Here is a 14,071-nt window from a genome sequence, read left to right on the forward strand (position 1 = left end):
CGTCAGCCTGACCGTATGCCCCCGGAACTCCTTCTCTTCGCGCGCGTCCACGTGGACCTGGCCCGCACCGCGAGTGCGCGCTGTCCGGGCTGTTGAACAGCCACGGATCAGCTCGTCACCCCTCGCAGAAGGACAACTCCATGACGGCCACGCCCGACCTCGGCACCCCCCAACTCGCCTCTCCCGACCTGCTGCGCTCCGTCTTCCGGCGACACGCGGCCGGTGTGGCAGTGATCACGGCTCCCGGCGGCGAGGGTCCCGTGGGCTTCACCGCCACCTCGCTCACCTCGGTCTCCGCGGAGCCCCCGGTTATCTCCTTCGGTATCGGCGTCGGCGCCTCCAGCTGGCCCGCGATCTCCGAGTCCGGCCATGTCGGGGTCCACATACTCGGCGAACACCAGCAGGAGCTGGCCGCGACCTTCGCCAGGAGCGGGGCCGACCGCTTCGGCGCGTCCACCCGTTGGCGTAGGGGACCCGAGGGAGTTCCCGTCCTCGACGACGTGCTCGCCTGGCTCGTGTGCCGTGTCGTCGCGCGCGTACCCGCGGGGGATCACCGCATCGTCCTGGCCGAGGTGGTCCTCGGCGACCCTTCCGGCGCGGGCCGGCCGCTCCTGTACCACCAGGGGCGATTCAACGGCCTGCGCGACTGAAGTTACTCGCCGGTCCTACCCGTCGGTCCTACTCGCTGGTTACGCAGCGTTGCCAAGGTCACAGTTCAAAGCGCTTGCTTAGTGGGCGCTCAGTGGGTGTACTGACGAGTAATATTTCGTTCGGAGCGCGGGTCGCCCCGACCGGGATCGGCCGCTTCAGGCGCCTATGCTGCCTGAAAGAAGGCAGCAGCCCAGAAATGACGATGCAGTAGGAGAGCCGGCGTGAGCTTGAGGATCGTTGTCACTGTGAAGTACGTGCCCGACGCCACTGGCGACCGGCACTTCGCCGATGACCTGACCGTCGACCGTGACGACGTGGACGGCCTGCTGTCCGAACTCGACGAGTACGCCGTCGAGCAGGCGCTGCAGATCGCCGACGAGGCGGACGACGCCGAGATCACCGTGCTGACCGTCGGCCCCGAGGACGCCAAGGACGCGCTGCGCAAGGCGCTTTCCATGGGTGCCGACAAGGCCATCCACGTCGAGGACGACGACCTGCACGGCACCGACGCCATCGGCACCTCGCTGGTGCTCGCGAAGGCGATCGAGAAGGCCGGCTACGACCTGGTCATCTCCGGCATGGCGTCCACCGACGGCACCGCCGGTATCGTCCCGGCCCTGCTGGCCGAGCGCCTGGGTGTCCCGCAGGTCACGCTGCTCTCCGAGGTCTCGGTCGAGGACGGCGTCGTCAAGGGCCGCCGCGACGGCGACTCCGCCTCCGAGCAGCTGGAGGCCTCCCTCCCGGCCGTCGTGTCGGTCACCGACCAGTCGGGTGAGGCGCGTTACCCGTCCTTCAAGGGCATCATGGCCGCCAAGAAGAAGCCGGTGGAGTCCTGGGACCTCGAGGACCTGGAGCTCGACGCGGACGAGGTCGGTCTCGAGGGTGCCTGGACCAAGGTCGACTCCGCGACCGAGCGCCCGGCGCGCACCGCCGGCACGATCGTCAAGGACGAGGGCGAGGGCGGCAAGCAGCTCGCTGAGTTCCTCGCGGGCCAGAAGTTCATCTAAGGCTCACCCCCTCACCGCCCCCAGACTTCGCAATCCGCAGGAGAGCATTCCCATGGCTGAAGTTCTCGTCTACGTCGACCACGTGGACGGTGCCGTCCGCAAGCCCACCCTGGAGCTGCTGACGCTGGCCCGCCGCATCGGTGAGCCCGTCGCCGTCGCCCTCGGCTCCGGTGCCGAGAACACCGCCGCCGCGCTCGCCGAGCACGGCGCGGTGAAGGTCCTCACGCACGACGCCGCCGAGTACGCCGACTACCTGGTCGTACCGAAGGTGGACGCGCTGCAGGCCGCGTACAAGGCCGTCTCCCCGGCCGCCGTGCTCGTCCCGTCCTCCGCCGAGGGCAAGGAGATCGCGGCCCGCCTCGCGGTCCGTATCGGCTCCGGCATCATCACCGACGCCACCGACATCGAGGCCGGCGACGAGGGCCCGGTGGCCACGCAGTCCGCGTTCGCCGCCTCCTTCACCACCAAGTCCCGTGTCTCCAAGGGCACTCCGGTCATCACGGTCAAGCCGAACTCGGCTCCCGTGGAGGCCGCCCCGGCCGCCGGCGCCGTCGAGGCGCTCGCCGTCTCCTTCTCCGAGAAGGCCACCGGCACCAAGGTCACCGCGCGCACCCCGCGCGAGTCGACCGGCCGCCCCGAGCTGACCGAGGCCGCGATCGTGGTCTCCGGCGGCCGTGGTGTCAACGGCGCCGAGAACTTCTCGATCATCGAGGGGCTCGCCGACTCCCTCGGTGCCGCCGTGGGCGCCTCGCGCGCCGCGGTCGACGCCGGCTGGTACCCGCACACCAACCAGGTCGGCCAGACCGGCAAGTCCGTGTCGCCGCAGCTGTACATCGCCTCCGGCATCTCCGGCGCGATCCAGCACCGCGCCGGTATGCAGACGTCGAAGACGATCGTGGCGATCAACAAGGACGCCGAGGCCCCGATCTTCGACCTGGTCGACTACGGCGTGGTCGGCGACCTCTTCGAGGTCGTCCCGCAGCTCACCGAGGAGATCAAGTCCCGCAAGGGCTGATCGAGTCCCGCTGTACGAGGCCCTCGCGACCGTCATGGTCGCGGGGGCCTCGCCTCATCCCAGGGTCAGCGTGGTCTGCAGGGGCAGATGGTCGCTCGGGAACTGTCCATTGCGGGAGAACGTGTTGACCGACGCCCGGTGTGCGGTCACTTCGGGCGTGGCGAGGATCCAGTCGATGCGGTCGCCGTCCGGCACCAGCGGCCAGTAGCCGTGGAAGGTGGCGTACAGCGGACCGCGCTCGGCCGCCGCGTCCCAGGTGTCGACGAGACCGGCGCCCAGCATCGTGTCGTAGACGGGGTTCTTGTGGGCCGCGACATTGAAGTCGCCGGTCACGATCAGCGGCAGGGAACGGTCGAACCCGGCGATCCGCTGACCGATCAGGGTGGCGGCACGCGCGCGTGCCTTCTGACGTCCGCTGTCCAGATGGGTGTTGAGGACGTAGAACTCCCGCTCCCCGTCGCGCAGATCACGGAAGCGGATCCAGGTGACCATGCGGATGCAGACGCCACCCCAGGTGTTCGAACCGATCACGTCGGGCGTGTCGGAGAGCCAGAAGTGCTCGTACTCGACCGGGGCGAGACGGCGGGTGTCGTAGAAGACCGCCATGAACTCGTCGCGGCTGCCGCCCGCGCGGCCCGTGCCGATCCAGTCGTAGTGCGGTCCGAGGTCGGAGTCGATGTCGCGCAGCTGGTGGTAGAGGCCCTCCTGGGTGCCGATGACGTGGGGGGCCGCCCGGCGTAAGAGTTCGCCCATTACCGGGCGGCGGGTGGGCCAGCTGTGGGGTTCGGAGCCGCTCGCGTAGCGGAGATTGAACGTCATGACGTCCAGGTCCCGGCCCCGGTGCGGGGCGGCGGAGGCGGCCGCCGTACTCAACAGGGGCACGCCGACCGCGGCGGCCACGGCGGTCCTCAGTCCCATGCGACGAGTCACTCTGCTGGTGTCCGGCACGCGTACTCCTTCGGTCGGGGGTCAGGATGAGGGTGCAAGAGGGTGTTGACCATCGGGAAGATCCCCGGATAACTTCGCTATACGGATTGTTGATTCCGTGGAGCGGAAAACAGGAGGCTGTGGGATGGGTCAGGGTCAGCAGGAGAAGGTGTCGACGAGCCTCGCGGGCGCCGTCAGCGAGGAGATCAGTGCCTCCCTCGCCCCGGTCGACGCCGAGCTGGAGCGCCGCTACCCCGGAGACCCCGGCACCCGGCAGCCCGTCCACACCGTGTACGTCCCCGGTGACGTGTTCGCCGCCGACACCATCCGCTCCTGGGGCGACCGGGCCCTCGCCGCGCTCGACGAGCACGCCCCGGACGCGGCCTCCTTCGCCGCCGTCCTCGGCCTCTCCGACGAGCTCGCCGAGCCCGTGTACGACCGCGTACGGGCCAAGCTGGAACGCGAACCCATCGAGGACCTGCGCGTCGACTTCGAGGACGGCTACGGCCCGCGCCCGGACGCCGAGGAGGACGAGGCGGCGGCCCGCGCGGCCCGTCTGATCGCGGAGGCGTACGAGAACGGCACGGCGGCCCCGTACATGGGCATCCGCATGAAGTGCATGGAGGCTCCGGTGCGCGACCGGGGCATCCGCACCCTCGACATCTTCCTGACGGGCCTGATGGAGGCGGGCGGTCTGCCCGAGGGGCTGGTCCTGACCCTCCCCAAGGTGACGTACGCCGAGCAGGTCACCGCGATGGTCCGGCTCCTGGAGGAGTTCGAGAAGGCGCGCGGCCTGGAGCCCGGCCGGATCGGCTTCGAGATCCAGATCGAGACCAGCCAGTCCATCCTCGCCACCGACGGCACCGCGACCGTCGCCCGTATGATCCAGGCCGCCGAGGGCCGCGCCACCGGTCTGCACTACGGCACCTTCGACTACAGCGCCTGCCTCGGCGTCTCCGCCGCCTACCAGGCCAGCGACCACCCCGCCGCCGACCACGCCAAGGCGATCATGCAGGTCGCCGCCGCGGGCACCGGCGTACGCGTCTCCGACGGCTCCACCAACGTCCTGCCGGTCGGTCCGACCGAGAAGGTCCACGACGCCTGGCGCCTGCACTACGGCCTCACCCGCCGTGCCCTGGCCCGCGCCTACTACCAGGGCTGGGACATGCACCCCGGCCACATCCCCACCCGCTACGCCGCCGTCTTCGCCTTCTACCGCGAGGGCTTCGAACAGGCCGCGGCCCGCCTCGCCCGCTACGCCGCCCACACCGACGGCGACGTCATGGACGAGCCCGCCACCGCCAAGGCCCTCAGCGGCTACCTGCTGCGCGGCCTGGACTGCGGCGCCCTGGACATCGCGGAGGTGGCACGGGTGACGGGTCTGACGCGGGCGGACCTGGAGGGGTTCGCGTCGCCGAGGCGGGCGGATCTGACGATCTCCGGGAAGCAGTAGCGGCCCTTCAGGGACGCGGGGCCGTGCCATCCGCGGCTCCGCCGCGGGGCGCGACACGCCACGGACCGCCCGCACTATGACGACGGACCCGTCTTCGCGTACCTCTCCAGACCGGAGGCGGTGGTCAACCCCTCTTCCACGAACAGACGGGTCCCCCGCGCACACAGCTCCGCGTCGAAGCGAGCCCTGGCACAGAACTCCTCCGGAGTCTGTCCGAACAGCTCCCGCAGGCGCGCCGACCCGGCAAGGAGCGAGGCGAGCAGCGGACGCTCGCCCGGATGGGTACGGGGCACTCCGGCGCCGTCGTGGAGAACCCCGTGACGGTTGACGTAGACGTACGCGCCGGGCAGGAACTCACCGGAGTCCAGCTCGATCCGGACGCCGGAGGCGGGCGAGGGCAGCCACGCGCGATCGTACGCACCGGTCGCCTCCGGAACGCCCTCGCTCGCGTCGATCACCGCGAGCTGCTCCTCATCGAGCCAGGTGAGGAACAACTCACCGACGGCGCCCGGCGCGTGGAACGGCGACGCCGACACGTACCCCATGAGACTCACATGGGCCGAGACACCGACCCCGATGCCGCCGACCCGCGCCTTCACCAGCGGAATCGTGCCGGACACCCCGGACAGCGCCATCTTGTGCCGGAGTTGGGCGGGACAGGCGTTGGAGCCGACCGCGAGGACCGGGACGCGGTCCTTGTACACCAGACGGCTCAGGGGCAACAGCCGGTCCCCGTCGAGGAGTCCGGAGTCCTTGGGCCAGGCCCCCGGATAGCTCAGCGGGTGCTCGCGGGGGATCTCGGCGAGGCCGAGGGCCTCCAGAGTGCGCGGGTCGGGGGCGGCCACGGCTCAGTCCGAGGGCGGCAGTTCCCCGGAGCCGCGGGTGATCAGGCGCGTCGGGAGTTCGATGCGCTCCGGGGTGACGAGGCTGCCGTCGAGCTGGCGGAAGAGGCGTTCGGCGGCCGTGCGGCCGAGGGCGGCGGCGTCCTGGGCGACGACCGTGACGCCGGGCTGGAGGAGGTCGGCGAGTTCGATGTCGTCGAAGCCGACGAGGGCGACGGGGCGGCCGCGCTCGGCGATGACGCGGACGACCGTGACGGTGACACGGTTGTTGCCGGCGAAGACCGCGGTGACGGGGGCGGGGCTGGAGAGCATGTCCTCGGCCGCCTTGCGTACCCGGCGCGGGTCGGTGACGCCCAGGGACATCCAGGCGTCCTCGACCGGTATGCCCGCGTCCTCCATGGCGGCGCGGTAGCCGCGCAGCCGCTCGGCGGCGGTGTGGATGCGGGGCATGTCGCCGATGAAGCCGATCCGGCGGTGGCCGTGGGCGATGAGGTGGGCGACACCCTCACGGGCGCCGCCGAAGCTGTCCGACAGGACGACGTCGGCGTCGATCTTTCCGGCCGGGCGGTCCACGAAGACCGTGGCGACGCCCGCCTTTATCTCGGGTTCCAGATAGCGGTGGTCGTCACCGGCCGGGATGACGACGAGTCCGTCCACGCGGCGCGCGCACAGCGCGAGGACCAGTTCCTGCTCGCGCTCCGGGTCCTCGGCGCTGGAGCCGTTGATCAGCAGCGCGCCGTGGGCACGGGCCACCTCCTCGACCGAGCGGCTCAGCGGCCCGTAGAACGGGTCCGCGAGGTCCTCCAGGACGAGGCCGATGCTCGCGGTGCTGCCCTTGCGCAGCACCCGTGCGCTGTCGTTGCGGCGGAAGCCCAGTGCGTCGATGGCCTCCTGGACGCGGCGCTCGGTGTCCGGGGTGACCCCCGGCTCGCCGTTGACTACGCGCGAGACCGTCTTGAGGCCGACTCCCGCACGCGCCGCAACGTCCTTCATGGTCGGACGGTTTCCGTAGCGGTTCTCGGATCGGCGGGCGGTCTCGGCCACGATGCGCTGTCCTGTCCTGTCGGCGACGGGGATGCGTCGGTCCATGGGGTTGTATGAGGATGTGGCGTCGAGCATAGAGCCTGGACAACGTTGTCAGATGCGAGAGAGACTGTCCACCGCATTCTCCGGCCTGCGCCTTCCCCCAGGGGCGCGTCGTCCTGCCTGCCTTTTCGGCCGGAGACCCGGACCCGCAGCGCGGCGGGCCCGGAAACGACACCGCCTTGGGAGATCTGACTCTGATGCACACCGACCTCGTGGCCGCGCTCGACATAGGCGGCACCAAGATCGCCGGAGCGCTGGTGGACGGCCACGGCCGGATCCTTCTGCGCGCGCAGCGCGCGACGCCCGCGCAGGAGGACGGCGACACCGTGATGCGAGCCGTCGAGGACGTGATCGGCGAGCTGACGGGCTCCCCGCTGTGGAGCAGCGCGCGGGCCGTCGGCATCGGCAGCGCGGGCCCGGTGGACGCCTCCGCGGGCACGGTGAGCCCCGTGAATGTGCCGGGCTGGCGCGACTACCCGCTGGTCGAGCGGGTCCGCAAGGCCACGGCGGGGCTGCCCGTCGAGCTGATCGGCGACGGCGTGGCCATCACGGCGGCCGAGCACTGGCAGGGCGCCGCCCGCGGCCACGACAACGCGCTCTGCATGGTCGTGTCGACCGGGGTCGGCGGCGGACTCGTCCTGAACGGACAGCTGCACCCCGGCCCCACCGGCAACGCGGGCCACATCGGGCACATCAGCGTCGAGCTGAACGGCGACCTCTGCCCCTGCGGTTCCCGCGGCTGCGTCGAGCGCATCGCGAGCGGCCCGAACATCGCGCGCCGCGCGCTGGAGGGCGGCTGGCAGCCCGGCCCCGACGGCGACACCTCGGCCGCCGCGGTGGCCGAGGCCGCCCGCGCGGGCGACCCGGTGGCCGTGGCCTCCTTCGAACGGGCCGCGCAGGCGCTCGCGGCGGGCATCGCGGCCGCCGCGACCCTCGTCGAGATCGACATCGCCGTCATCGGCGGGGGCGTGGGCAAGGCGGGGGACATCCTGTTCACGCCGCTGCGCAAGGCGCTCGCCGACTACGCGACGCTCTCCTTCGTGCGGCGGCTGACCGTGGCACCCGCGCTGATGGGCACGGACGCCGGCCTGGTCGGCGCGGCCGCGGCCGCGCTCAGCAGGAACCCGAGCGCGACCGGGGCCGGGGCCGGGGCCGGAGTCTGACGCCATGGGGCGGGTCGGCGGTGCAGGCCTCGGCCGACGGATCGGCCGAGGCCTGAACGTGTCAGCCACGGTCTGAAGGGATCAGCCGAGGCCTGAGGGGATCAGCAGCTGAGCTTCGCGTCCGCCCAGTCCGCGTGGTCCGAGTCGATTCCGTCGCCGCCGTCGGTGACGACGAGTCGGACCACCTGGGCGCCGGTCACATCGGCCGTGACCGGCTGGGCCGGCATCGCGTTGGTGAGGACGCCGGTCGAGGCGACCTTCGTCCCGTCGGCCCAGACCTCGAAGGCGACGGTCCCCTTGGCACCCTTCTCGTCGTCGACGCCGACGTCCGCGGTGACCGTCTCGCACGCCGTGCCGGTGTAGTACTCGACGGCGCTCTCGGCGTGCACGCCGAGCCCCTTTGCGTAGACGACTCCGCCGAGAGTGATCGGATGACCGTCGCCCGCGGCGCTCTCACCGTTGCTGGTGTCGCGCTCAACCGGCCCCCAGCCGTTGGTTGTTGACAGCCACGGCAGGTCTCCGAGGGAGGAGACCCCCGAGGGTGGCGCCACGACCACGGAGGCCTTCAGGGGCAGCACGCTCTCGGCGCGTACACCGGTCGGCGAGCGGTAACTCGCCTTCAGCGTCAGGTCGTACGATCCCGTGGCCGTGCCCTCGGGCGCGGTGACCTGCCATCCCGTACGCAGCGCACGGCCCGTCGGCACCACGCCCGCGGTGGTCGGTGAGGTCGCGCCGACCGTCCAGCCCTCGGGCCCGCTGAGCGTCACGGAGACGTGCTGGGCGGGCGTACGGCCGAGGTCGGTGACCGTGGACTCCAGGGAGGCGGTCTTCCCCGCCTCGACCAACGGGCTGCCGTTCAGGCCGAGTTCGACGGCGGGCGGGTTCTTGGCCCACTGGGCGTCGACCGAGACACGCACCAGTACGGTCCCGTGCGCGGGGACGGTCGCCGAGATCGTGCCCGCGGTGTTGTAGCTCTTGTGCTGCCACAGATCGCGCAGCGTGTAGGCGGACGCCTCGGGCAGGCCCACCGCCTGTGCGGTGGTGGCGATCCGCTGTGCGCTGCCCGTCTCGTTGAACAGGGCCACCGCCCGACTGCCGTCCTGCATCTCCTTGGCGACGACCCAGCGTCCGCCCTCGGAGGAGAGCACCGTGCCCTGCTTGCCGAGCGGGTCCTGGTCGACCGCGATGACCTCCTTGTTGTCGAGGATGTCGAAGGTCGCCGCGGATGCCTTGCGCAGGTCCGAGCCGATGAGCAGCGGTGCCGCCATGACCGACCACATCGAGAAGTGCGAGCGGTACTCGGTGTCGGTCATGCCGCCGTTGCCGACCTCCAGCATGTCCGGGTCGTTCCAGTGCCCGGGGCCGGCGTACGGGGCGAGTGGCAGGTTCTGCTTGAGGATCGACAGCATCGAGCCCCAACTGTCGCTGATGTCCCCGGTGGTACGCCACAGATGTCCGACGTCCGATGCCCATTCCCAGGGTTTGTTCTGGCCCCACTCGCAGATGCTGTAGACGATGGGCCGCCCGGTCGCTTTGAGGGCGTCACGCATGGTGGTGTAGCGCAACTTGGCGTCCACGCCTTGGTTGTTGCAGTTGTCGTACTTGAGGTAGTCGACGCCCCAGTCGGCGAACTGCTGGGCGTCGCTGTACTCATGGCCGAGCGCGCCGGGGAATCCCGCGCTGTTGCACGTCTTCGTGCCCGCGCTGGTGTAGATGCCGAGCTTGAGCCCCTTGGCGTGCACATAGTCGGCAACCGCCTTGATTCCGCCCGGGAATCGCACGGGGTCGGGCACCAGCTTGCCGGACGCGTCCCGGGACGGCAGTGCCCAGCAGTCGTCCAGATTGACGTACTGGTACCCGGCGTCCTTGAGCCCTTTGTCGACGAAGAGGTCCGCGATCCCCTTGACCATGTCCTCGTTGAACTCGGCGCGGCAGTGAGTGGAGTTCCAGTTGTTGAAACCCATGGGCGGGGTGAGGGCGAGGCCGTCCGCCAGGGTGGGGGAGACCGGGTCCTCGACGGGGGCCGCGAACGCGGGTGCGGCGGCGAAGGCGGGCGCCATGAGCCCGGTCGTGCACAACAGTCCTGCGGCGAGTGCTCCGACCACTCTTCGGCGGGTTGTGCGGGTGTGAAGGTGACGCATCGTTACGTTCCTCCGAACTCGCGAAAGATTGGATGTCTACATGTCCGCGACAATGGTGCGCGTTTACGGTAGGACCTGTCCGACTCTGGTGGAAGAGAAGTGGTAACGGTTGTTCGATATCTCGTCAGAACCCTTGACGGTGCCGCCACATGGGAGTGAGATCCAAGCCTCGCGTTCGGTTGTGTTGGGTGGCACCCCGAGGAGGGGGACATGGCACAGTCATCGTTGAAGGGACTTGTCGTACCCGGAGGTACGACAGGACATCGGATGTCCCGGCGAAATCTCTTGCGTGGTGCGGCCGTCGGAGCCGGTGCGGTCACGCTCCCCGCCCTGCTGTCCGCGTGCGGCGACGGACCCGGGGGAAACAAGAACGAAGTGACCGTGGGGTCCAACGCCTCGGACCCGGTGCCCAAGAAGGCGTACGCGGCGGCCTTCACGGCGTACGAGAAGAAGTCCGGCAAGAAGGTCAAGGTCAACACCAAGGATCACAACGACTTCCAGGAGAACATCAACCGCTATCTCCAGGGCACACCCGACGACGTCTTCATGTGGTTCGCCGGATACCGCATGCAGTACTTCGCGGAGAAGGGGCTCCTGCACGAGATCAGTGATGTGTGGGGCGGCTTCAGCGGATTCTCGGACGCGCTCAAGGAGCAGTCGACGCACGCGGGGAAGCAGTACTTCGTGCCCTATTACTACTACCCGTGGGCCGTCTTCCACCGGAAGAGCCTCTTCCAGAGCAAGGGTTACCAACAGCCCAAGACGTGGGACGAGTTCATCGCACTCGCCAAGAAGATGTCGAAGGACGGCGTACCGGTCGCCTTCTGCGACAAGGACGGCTGGCCCGCGATGGGCACCTTCGACTACATCGACATGCGCCTGAACGGATATGACTTCCACAAGTCCCTGATGGCCGGCAAGGAGTCGTGGACCGACACCAAGGTCAAGAACGTCTTCGACACCTGGCGCGAACTCATGCCGTACTACCAGAAGGGCGCCCTCGGCCGAACCTGGGAGGAGGCCGGGCAGAGCCTCCAGCAGCGCAAGACCGGCATGGCGGTCTTCGGAATGCCGCACCCCGGAACCCAGTTCCCGGAGAGCGAACGCGACGACATCGACTTCTTCGCCTTCCCCGAGATCGACCCGCAGTACGCGCAGGACGCCGTGGAGGCGCCCATCGACGGCTTCCTCGTCGCCAGGAAGTCGAAGAACCTCGACGGCGCCAAAGCCCTGCTGAAGTGGCTGGGCACGCCCAAGGCGGAGGACACCTACCTCGCCCTCGACCCCAACAACGTGGCCGTCAACGACGGCGCCGACACCTCCAAGTACAGCGCCCTGCAGAAGAAATCGGCCCAGCTCGTCTCCGGCGCGAAGCAGATCTCACAGTTCATGGACCGCGACACCCGGCCCGACTTCGCCTCGACCGTGATGATCAAGGCGATCCAGGACTTCATCGGCAACCCGAAGGACGTCGACGGTCTCTGCAACAGCATCGAACGACAGAAGAAGACCATCTTCTCGTCGCCCGTCGGCTGAACCTGGGGGAAGACGTTCCGTGGCGCTCAACATCCCACGGCGCGCCGGACGACGGCGGATGCGGCGGTTCACCCGCCGCGACGTCGTCGTCCTCGGCGTGCTCCTCGGCATACCGATCCTGCTGGACATCGTCATCATCTGGGGCCCGACCCTCGCCTCCATCGGACTCTCCTTCACCTCCTGGGACGGCGTCGGCGACATCCACTGGGTCGGCGGTGACAACTACAAGAACATGGTCGAGAACTACCCGGTCTTCTGGCCGGCCGTCCGCCACAACATCCTGTGGCTGCTGTTCCTCGGCCTGATCGCGACCCCGTTCGGCCTCTTCCTGGCCGTCCTCATCGACCGGGGCGTCCGCTTCAGCCGCTTCTACCAGTCCACGATCTACCTGCCGGTCGTGCTCTCGCTCGCCATCGTCGGCTTCATGGCCCAGCTGATCCTGGGCACCGACCAGGGCGTCATCAACACGATTCTCAACAACCACGACAACCCGGTCGACTGGCTCGGCGACTCGCACATCAACCTCTGGATGATGATGATCGCGGCGAGCTGGCGGCACACGGGCTACGTCATGATCCTCTACCTCGCCGGACTCAAGTCCGTCGACCCGCAGCTCAAGGAAGCGGCCGCCATCGACGGCGCCAACGAGCGGCAGACCTTCTTCCGCGTCGTCTTCCCCACCCTCCGCCCGGTCAACGTCATCGTCGGCGTGATCACCGTTATCGAGGCGCTGCGCGCCTTCGACATCGTCTACGCGGTCAACAAGGGCCGCAACGGCCTGGAACTGCTCTCCGTCCTGATCACCGACAACATCATCGGGGAAGCCAGCCGCATCGGATTCGGCTCCGCCATCGCGGTCGTCCTGCTCACCGTCTCCCTGGGGTTCATCGTGACGTTCCTGGTCCAAGAGCTGCGAGGTGCGCGCGACCGATGACAGCCGACATCCGCGCCAGTGCGCCCACCCGTACGGTCGCCGCGTCCGCGTCGTCGTCCACGCCCCACCGGCCTTCGCGTCGCGGCCGCTTCGGGGTGCACATCTTCCTGATGGCCGTCTCCCTGGCCTTCCTCGCACCACTCCTGCTCGCCGTCTACGCCTCACTGCGGCCGTACGAGGAGACGGCGCAGCACGGCTACTTCTCGTTCCCCAGGCACCTGTCGTTCGCGTACTACCGCCGGGCCTACACGGAGTCCGGCATGGGCAAGTACTTCACCAACACGCTCCTGATCGCCGTGCCAGGTGTGCTGATCACCCTCTTCCTGGCCTCGTTCGTCGCCTTCGCGGTCTCCCGTCTGAAGCTGCGCGGCGGCCTGGTGCTCCTGATGTTCTTCACGGCGGGCAATCTGCTGCCCCAGCAGGTGATCGTCACCCCGCTGTACGTCCTGTTCAACAAGATCCCGCTGCCGTGGTGGATGTCCGACTCCCAGATGATGTACGACTCCTACTGGGCCGTCATCATCGTCAACATCGGCTTCCAACTGGGCTTCTGCGTCTTCGTGCTCGCCAATTTCATGCGGACGCTGCCGCAGGAGATCCTGGAGGCCGCGATCGTCGACGGCGCGGGCGTCTGGACCCAGTTCTGGCGCATCACTCTCCCGTTGTGCCGCCCGGCCCTGGCAGCTCTGGGCACCCTCGAATTCACCTGGATCTACAACGACTTCCTCTGGGCCCTGATCTTCATCTCGAACCCGGACAAACTGCCGATCACGTCATCGTTGAACAATCTGAGGGGTCAGTTCTTCACCGACTACAACCTCCTCGCGGCGGGCTCGGTCCTCGTCGCCCTCCCGACGATCCTGGTGTTCCTGCTGCTGCAACGGCACTTCATCGCGGGGCTGACGCTGGGGTCGACGAAGGGGTGAGGCTGACCTGTGTGAACGTTACTGCGGGGCGCGGCCGGCGACCTCGTAGGGCGCGTGCGCGACCGTATCCGCTCCACCGGTCGGCCTGTCGGAGCGTGACCCCCGCGCTCTTCCTCAGTTGAACGGGGCATGAAGAAGCGCAGCATGCTCGCCATCGCCTCCCTCGCCACCGGGTTCGTCGTCGCGGCGATCACCCCGTCCCATGCCACGGACAGCGACGTCCTCGGCGATCTGAACCTCAACGACACCGTCAGCACCCTCGATCACACCGCCAGCAGTGACAGCCTGGCGATGGACGAGCGCACGCTGGGGCAGAACTCCTGAAGGGTCCGCACGCGCGGCGCCGGTGCCCCCTGGGACGGGCACCGGCGCCGCGCGTCGGCGCCCTCA

Annotated in this window: 13 protein-coding genes; 9 read left to right on the forward strand and 4 right to left on the reverse strand. The window is 69.1% G+C overall.

The genetic code is table 11. The features are described 5' to 3' along the window. Nucleotides 1–140 precede the first annotated feature (140 nt). The 3 genes from OIC96_RS42190 (at nucleotide 141) to OIC96_RS42200 (ending at nucleotide 2,673) form a co-directional block, all read left to right on the forward strand. Entirely contained in the window at nucleotides 141–650 is a 510-nt protein-coding gene (locus OIC96_RS42190) for a flavin reductase family protein (RefSeq protein ID WP_330302773.1), read from the forward strand. A gap of 222 nt (nucleotides 651–872) precedes the next feature. Continuing rightward, on the forward strand, nucleotides 873–1,658 hold the full coding sequence (locus OIC96_RS42195) for an electron transfer flavoprotein subunit beta/FixA family protein (RefSeq protein WP_330302772.1): 786 nt from the start codon (nucleotides 873–875) through the stop codon (nucleotides 1,656–1,658). A gap of 52 nt (nucleotides 1,659–1,710) precedes the next feature. Continuing rightward, nucleotides 1,711–2,673: an electron transfer flavoprotein subunit alpha/FixB family protein gene (locus OIC96_RS42200; protein WP_330302771.1), complete on the forward strand. Its 963-nt coding sequence runs from the start codon at nucleotides 1,711–1,713 to the stop codon at nucleotides 2,671–2,673. 54 nt (nucleotides 2,674–2,727) lie between these two features. Here the strand turns inward: OIC96_RS42200 and OIC96_RS42205 are convergent, their stop codons facing one another. Further along, nucleotides 2,728–3,621 (reverse strand): endonuclease/exonuclease/phosphatase family protein, encoded by an 894-nt coding sequence (locus OIC96_RS42205; protein WP_330302770.1) that lies wholly within the window; start codon nucleotides 3,619–3,621, stop codon nucleotides 2,728–2,730. A gap of 124 nt (nucleotides 3,622–3,745) precedes the next feature. Here OIC96_RS42205 and OIC96_RS42210 point away from each other — a divergent pair, with 124 nt between their 5' ends. Continuing rightward, entirely contained in the window at nucleotides 3,746–5,053 is a 1,308-nt protein-coding gene (locus OIC96_RS42210; protein WP_330302769.1) for a DUF6986 family protein, read from the forward strand. Between the two features lie 74 nt (nucleotides 5,054–5,127). Here OIC96_RS42210 and OIC96_RS42215 read toward each other — a convergent pair whose 3' ends face one another. Both OIC96_RS42215 and OIC96_RS42220 read right to left on the reverse strand, forming a co-directional pair. After that, entirely contained in the window at nucleotides 5,128–5,898 is a 771-nt protein-coding gene (locus OIC96_RS42215) for a hypothetical protein (protein ID WP_330302768.1), read from the reverse strand. A 3-nt stretch (nucleotides 5,899–5,901) separates the two neighbouring features. After that, entirely contained in the window at nucleotides 5,902–6,984 is a 1,083-nt protein-coding gene (locus OIC96_RS42220; protein ID WP_330302767.1) for a LacI family DNA-binding transcriptional regulator, read from the reverse strand. A gap of 194 nt (nucleotides 6,985–7,178) precedes the next feature. Here OIC96_RS42220 and OIC96_RS42225 point away from each other — a divergent pair, with 194 nt between their 5' ends. Next, complete coding sequence (locus OIC96_RS42225) at nucleotides 7,179–8,144, forward strand: ROK family protein (protein ID WP_330302766.1); 966 nt, start codon at nucleotides 7,179–7,181, stop codon at nucleotides 8,142–8,144. Nucleotides 8,145–8,245: 101 nt separating this feature from the next. Here the strand turns inward: OIC96_RS42225 and OIC96_RS42230 are convergent, their stop codons facing one another. After that, nucleotides 8,246–10,285 carry an NPCBM/NEW2 domain-containing protein gene (locus OIC96_RS42230; RefSeq protein WP_330302765.1) on the reverse strand — a complete coding sequence of 680 codons (2,040 nt, stop codon included), beginning with the start codon at nucleotides 10,283–10,285 and terminating at the stop codon, nucleotides 8,246–8,248. A gap of 267 nt (nucleotides 10,286–10,552) precedes the next feature. Here OIC96_RS42230 and OIC96_RS42235 point away from each other — a divergent pair, with 267 nt between their 5' ends. The 4 genes from OIC96_RS42235 to OIC96_RS42250 all read left to right on the forward strand — a co-directional run bounded on the left by OIC96_RS42235 (nucleotide 10,553) and on the right by OIC96_RS42250 (nucleotide 14,005). Then, nucleotides 10,553–11,821, forward strand: coding sequence for an ABC transporter substrate-binding protein (locus OIC96_RS42235; RefSeq protein ID WP_330302764.1), 1,269 nt, complete (start codon nucleotides 10,553–10,555; stop codon nucleotides 11,819–11,821). A gap of 58 nt (nucleotides 11,822–11,879) precedes the next feature. Continuing rightward, nucleotides 11,880–12,755, forward strand: coding sequence for a carbohydrate ABC transporter permease (locus OIC96_RS42240; protein WP_330309993.1), 876 nt, complete (start codon nucleotides 11,880–11,882; stop codon nucleotides 12,753–12,755). Then, nucleotides 12,752–13,681 carry a carbohydrate ABC transporter permease gene (locus OIC96_RS42245; RefSeq protein ID WP_330302763.1) on the forward strand — a complete coding sequence of 310 codons (930 nt, stop codon included), beginning with the start codon at nucleotides 12,752–12,754 and terminating at the stop codon, nucleotides 13,679–13,681. The genes OIC96_RS42240 and OIC96_RS42245 overlap by 4 nt, the downstream gene beginning before the upstream one ends. Nucleotides 13,682–13,810: 129 nt before the next feature. Beyond that, nucleotides 13,811–14,005, forward strand: coding sequence for a hypothetical protein (locus OIC96_RS42250; protein WP_330302762.1), 195 nt, complete (start codon nucleotides 13,811–13,813; stop codon nucleotides 14,003–14,005). Nucleotides 14,006–14,071: the final 66 nt, after the last annotated feature.

It is taken from the genome of Streptomyces sp. NBC_00775 (assembly GCF_036347135.1).
In the GTDB taxonomy this organism is placed as follows: domain Bacteria; phylum Actinomycetota; class Actinomycetes; order Streptomycetales; family Streptomycetaceae; genus Streptomyces; species Streptomyces lutosisoli.

Coding starts and splice junctions, on each gene's coding strand:
- OIC96_RS42190 (WP_330302773.1), top strand. CDS start 141: ATGACGGCCACGCCCGACCTCGGCACCCCCCAACTCGCCTCTCCCGAC.
- OIC96_RS42200 (WP_330302771.1), top strand. CDS start 1,711: ATGGCTGAAGTTCTCGTCTACGTCGACCACGTGGACGGTGCCGTCCGC.
- OIC96_RS42210 (WP_330302769.1), top strand. CDS start 3,746: ATGGGTCAGGGTCAGCAGGAGAAGGTGTCGACGAGCCTCGCGGGCGCC.
- OIC96_RS42220 (WP_330302767.1), bottom strand. CDS start 6,984: ATGGACCGACGCATCCCCGTCGCCGACAGGACAGGACAGCGCATCGTG.
- OIC96_RS42225 (WP_330302766.1), top strand. CDS start 7,179: ATGCACACCGACCTCGTGGCCGCGCTCGACATAGGCGGCACCAAGATC.
- OIC96_RS42230 (WP_330302765.1), bottom strand. CDS start 10,285: ATGCGTCACCTTCACACCCGCACAACCCGCCGAAGAGTGGTCGGAGCA.
- OIC96_RS42235 (WP_330302764.1), top strand. CDS start 10,553: ATGTCCCGGCGAAATCTCTTGCGTGGTGCGGCCGTCGGAGCCGGTGCG.
- OIC96_RS42240 (WP_330309993.1), top strand. CDS start 11,880: ATGCGGCGGTTCACCCGCCGCGACGTCGTCGTCCTCGGCGTGCTCCTC.
- OIC96_RS42245 (WP_330302763.1), top strand. CDS start 12,752: ATGACAGCCGACATCCGCGCCAGTGCGCCCACCCGTACGGTCGCCGCG.
- OIC96_RS42250 (WP_330302762.1), top strand. CDS start 13,811: ATGAAGAAGCGCAGCATGCTCGCCATCGCCTCCCTCGCCACCGGGTTC.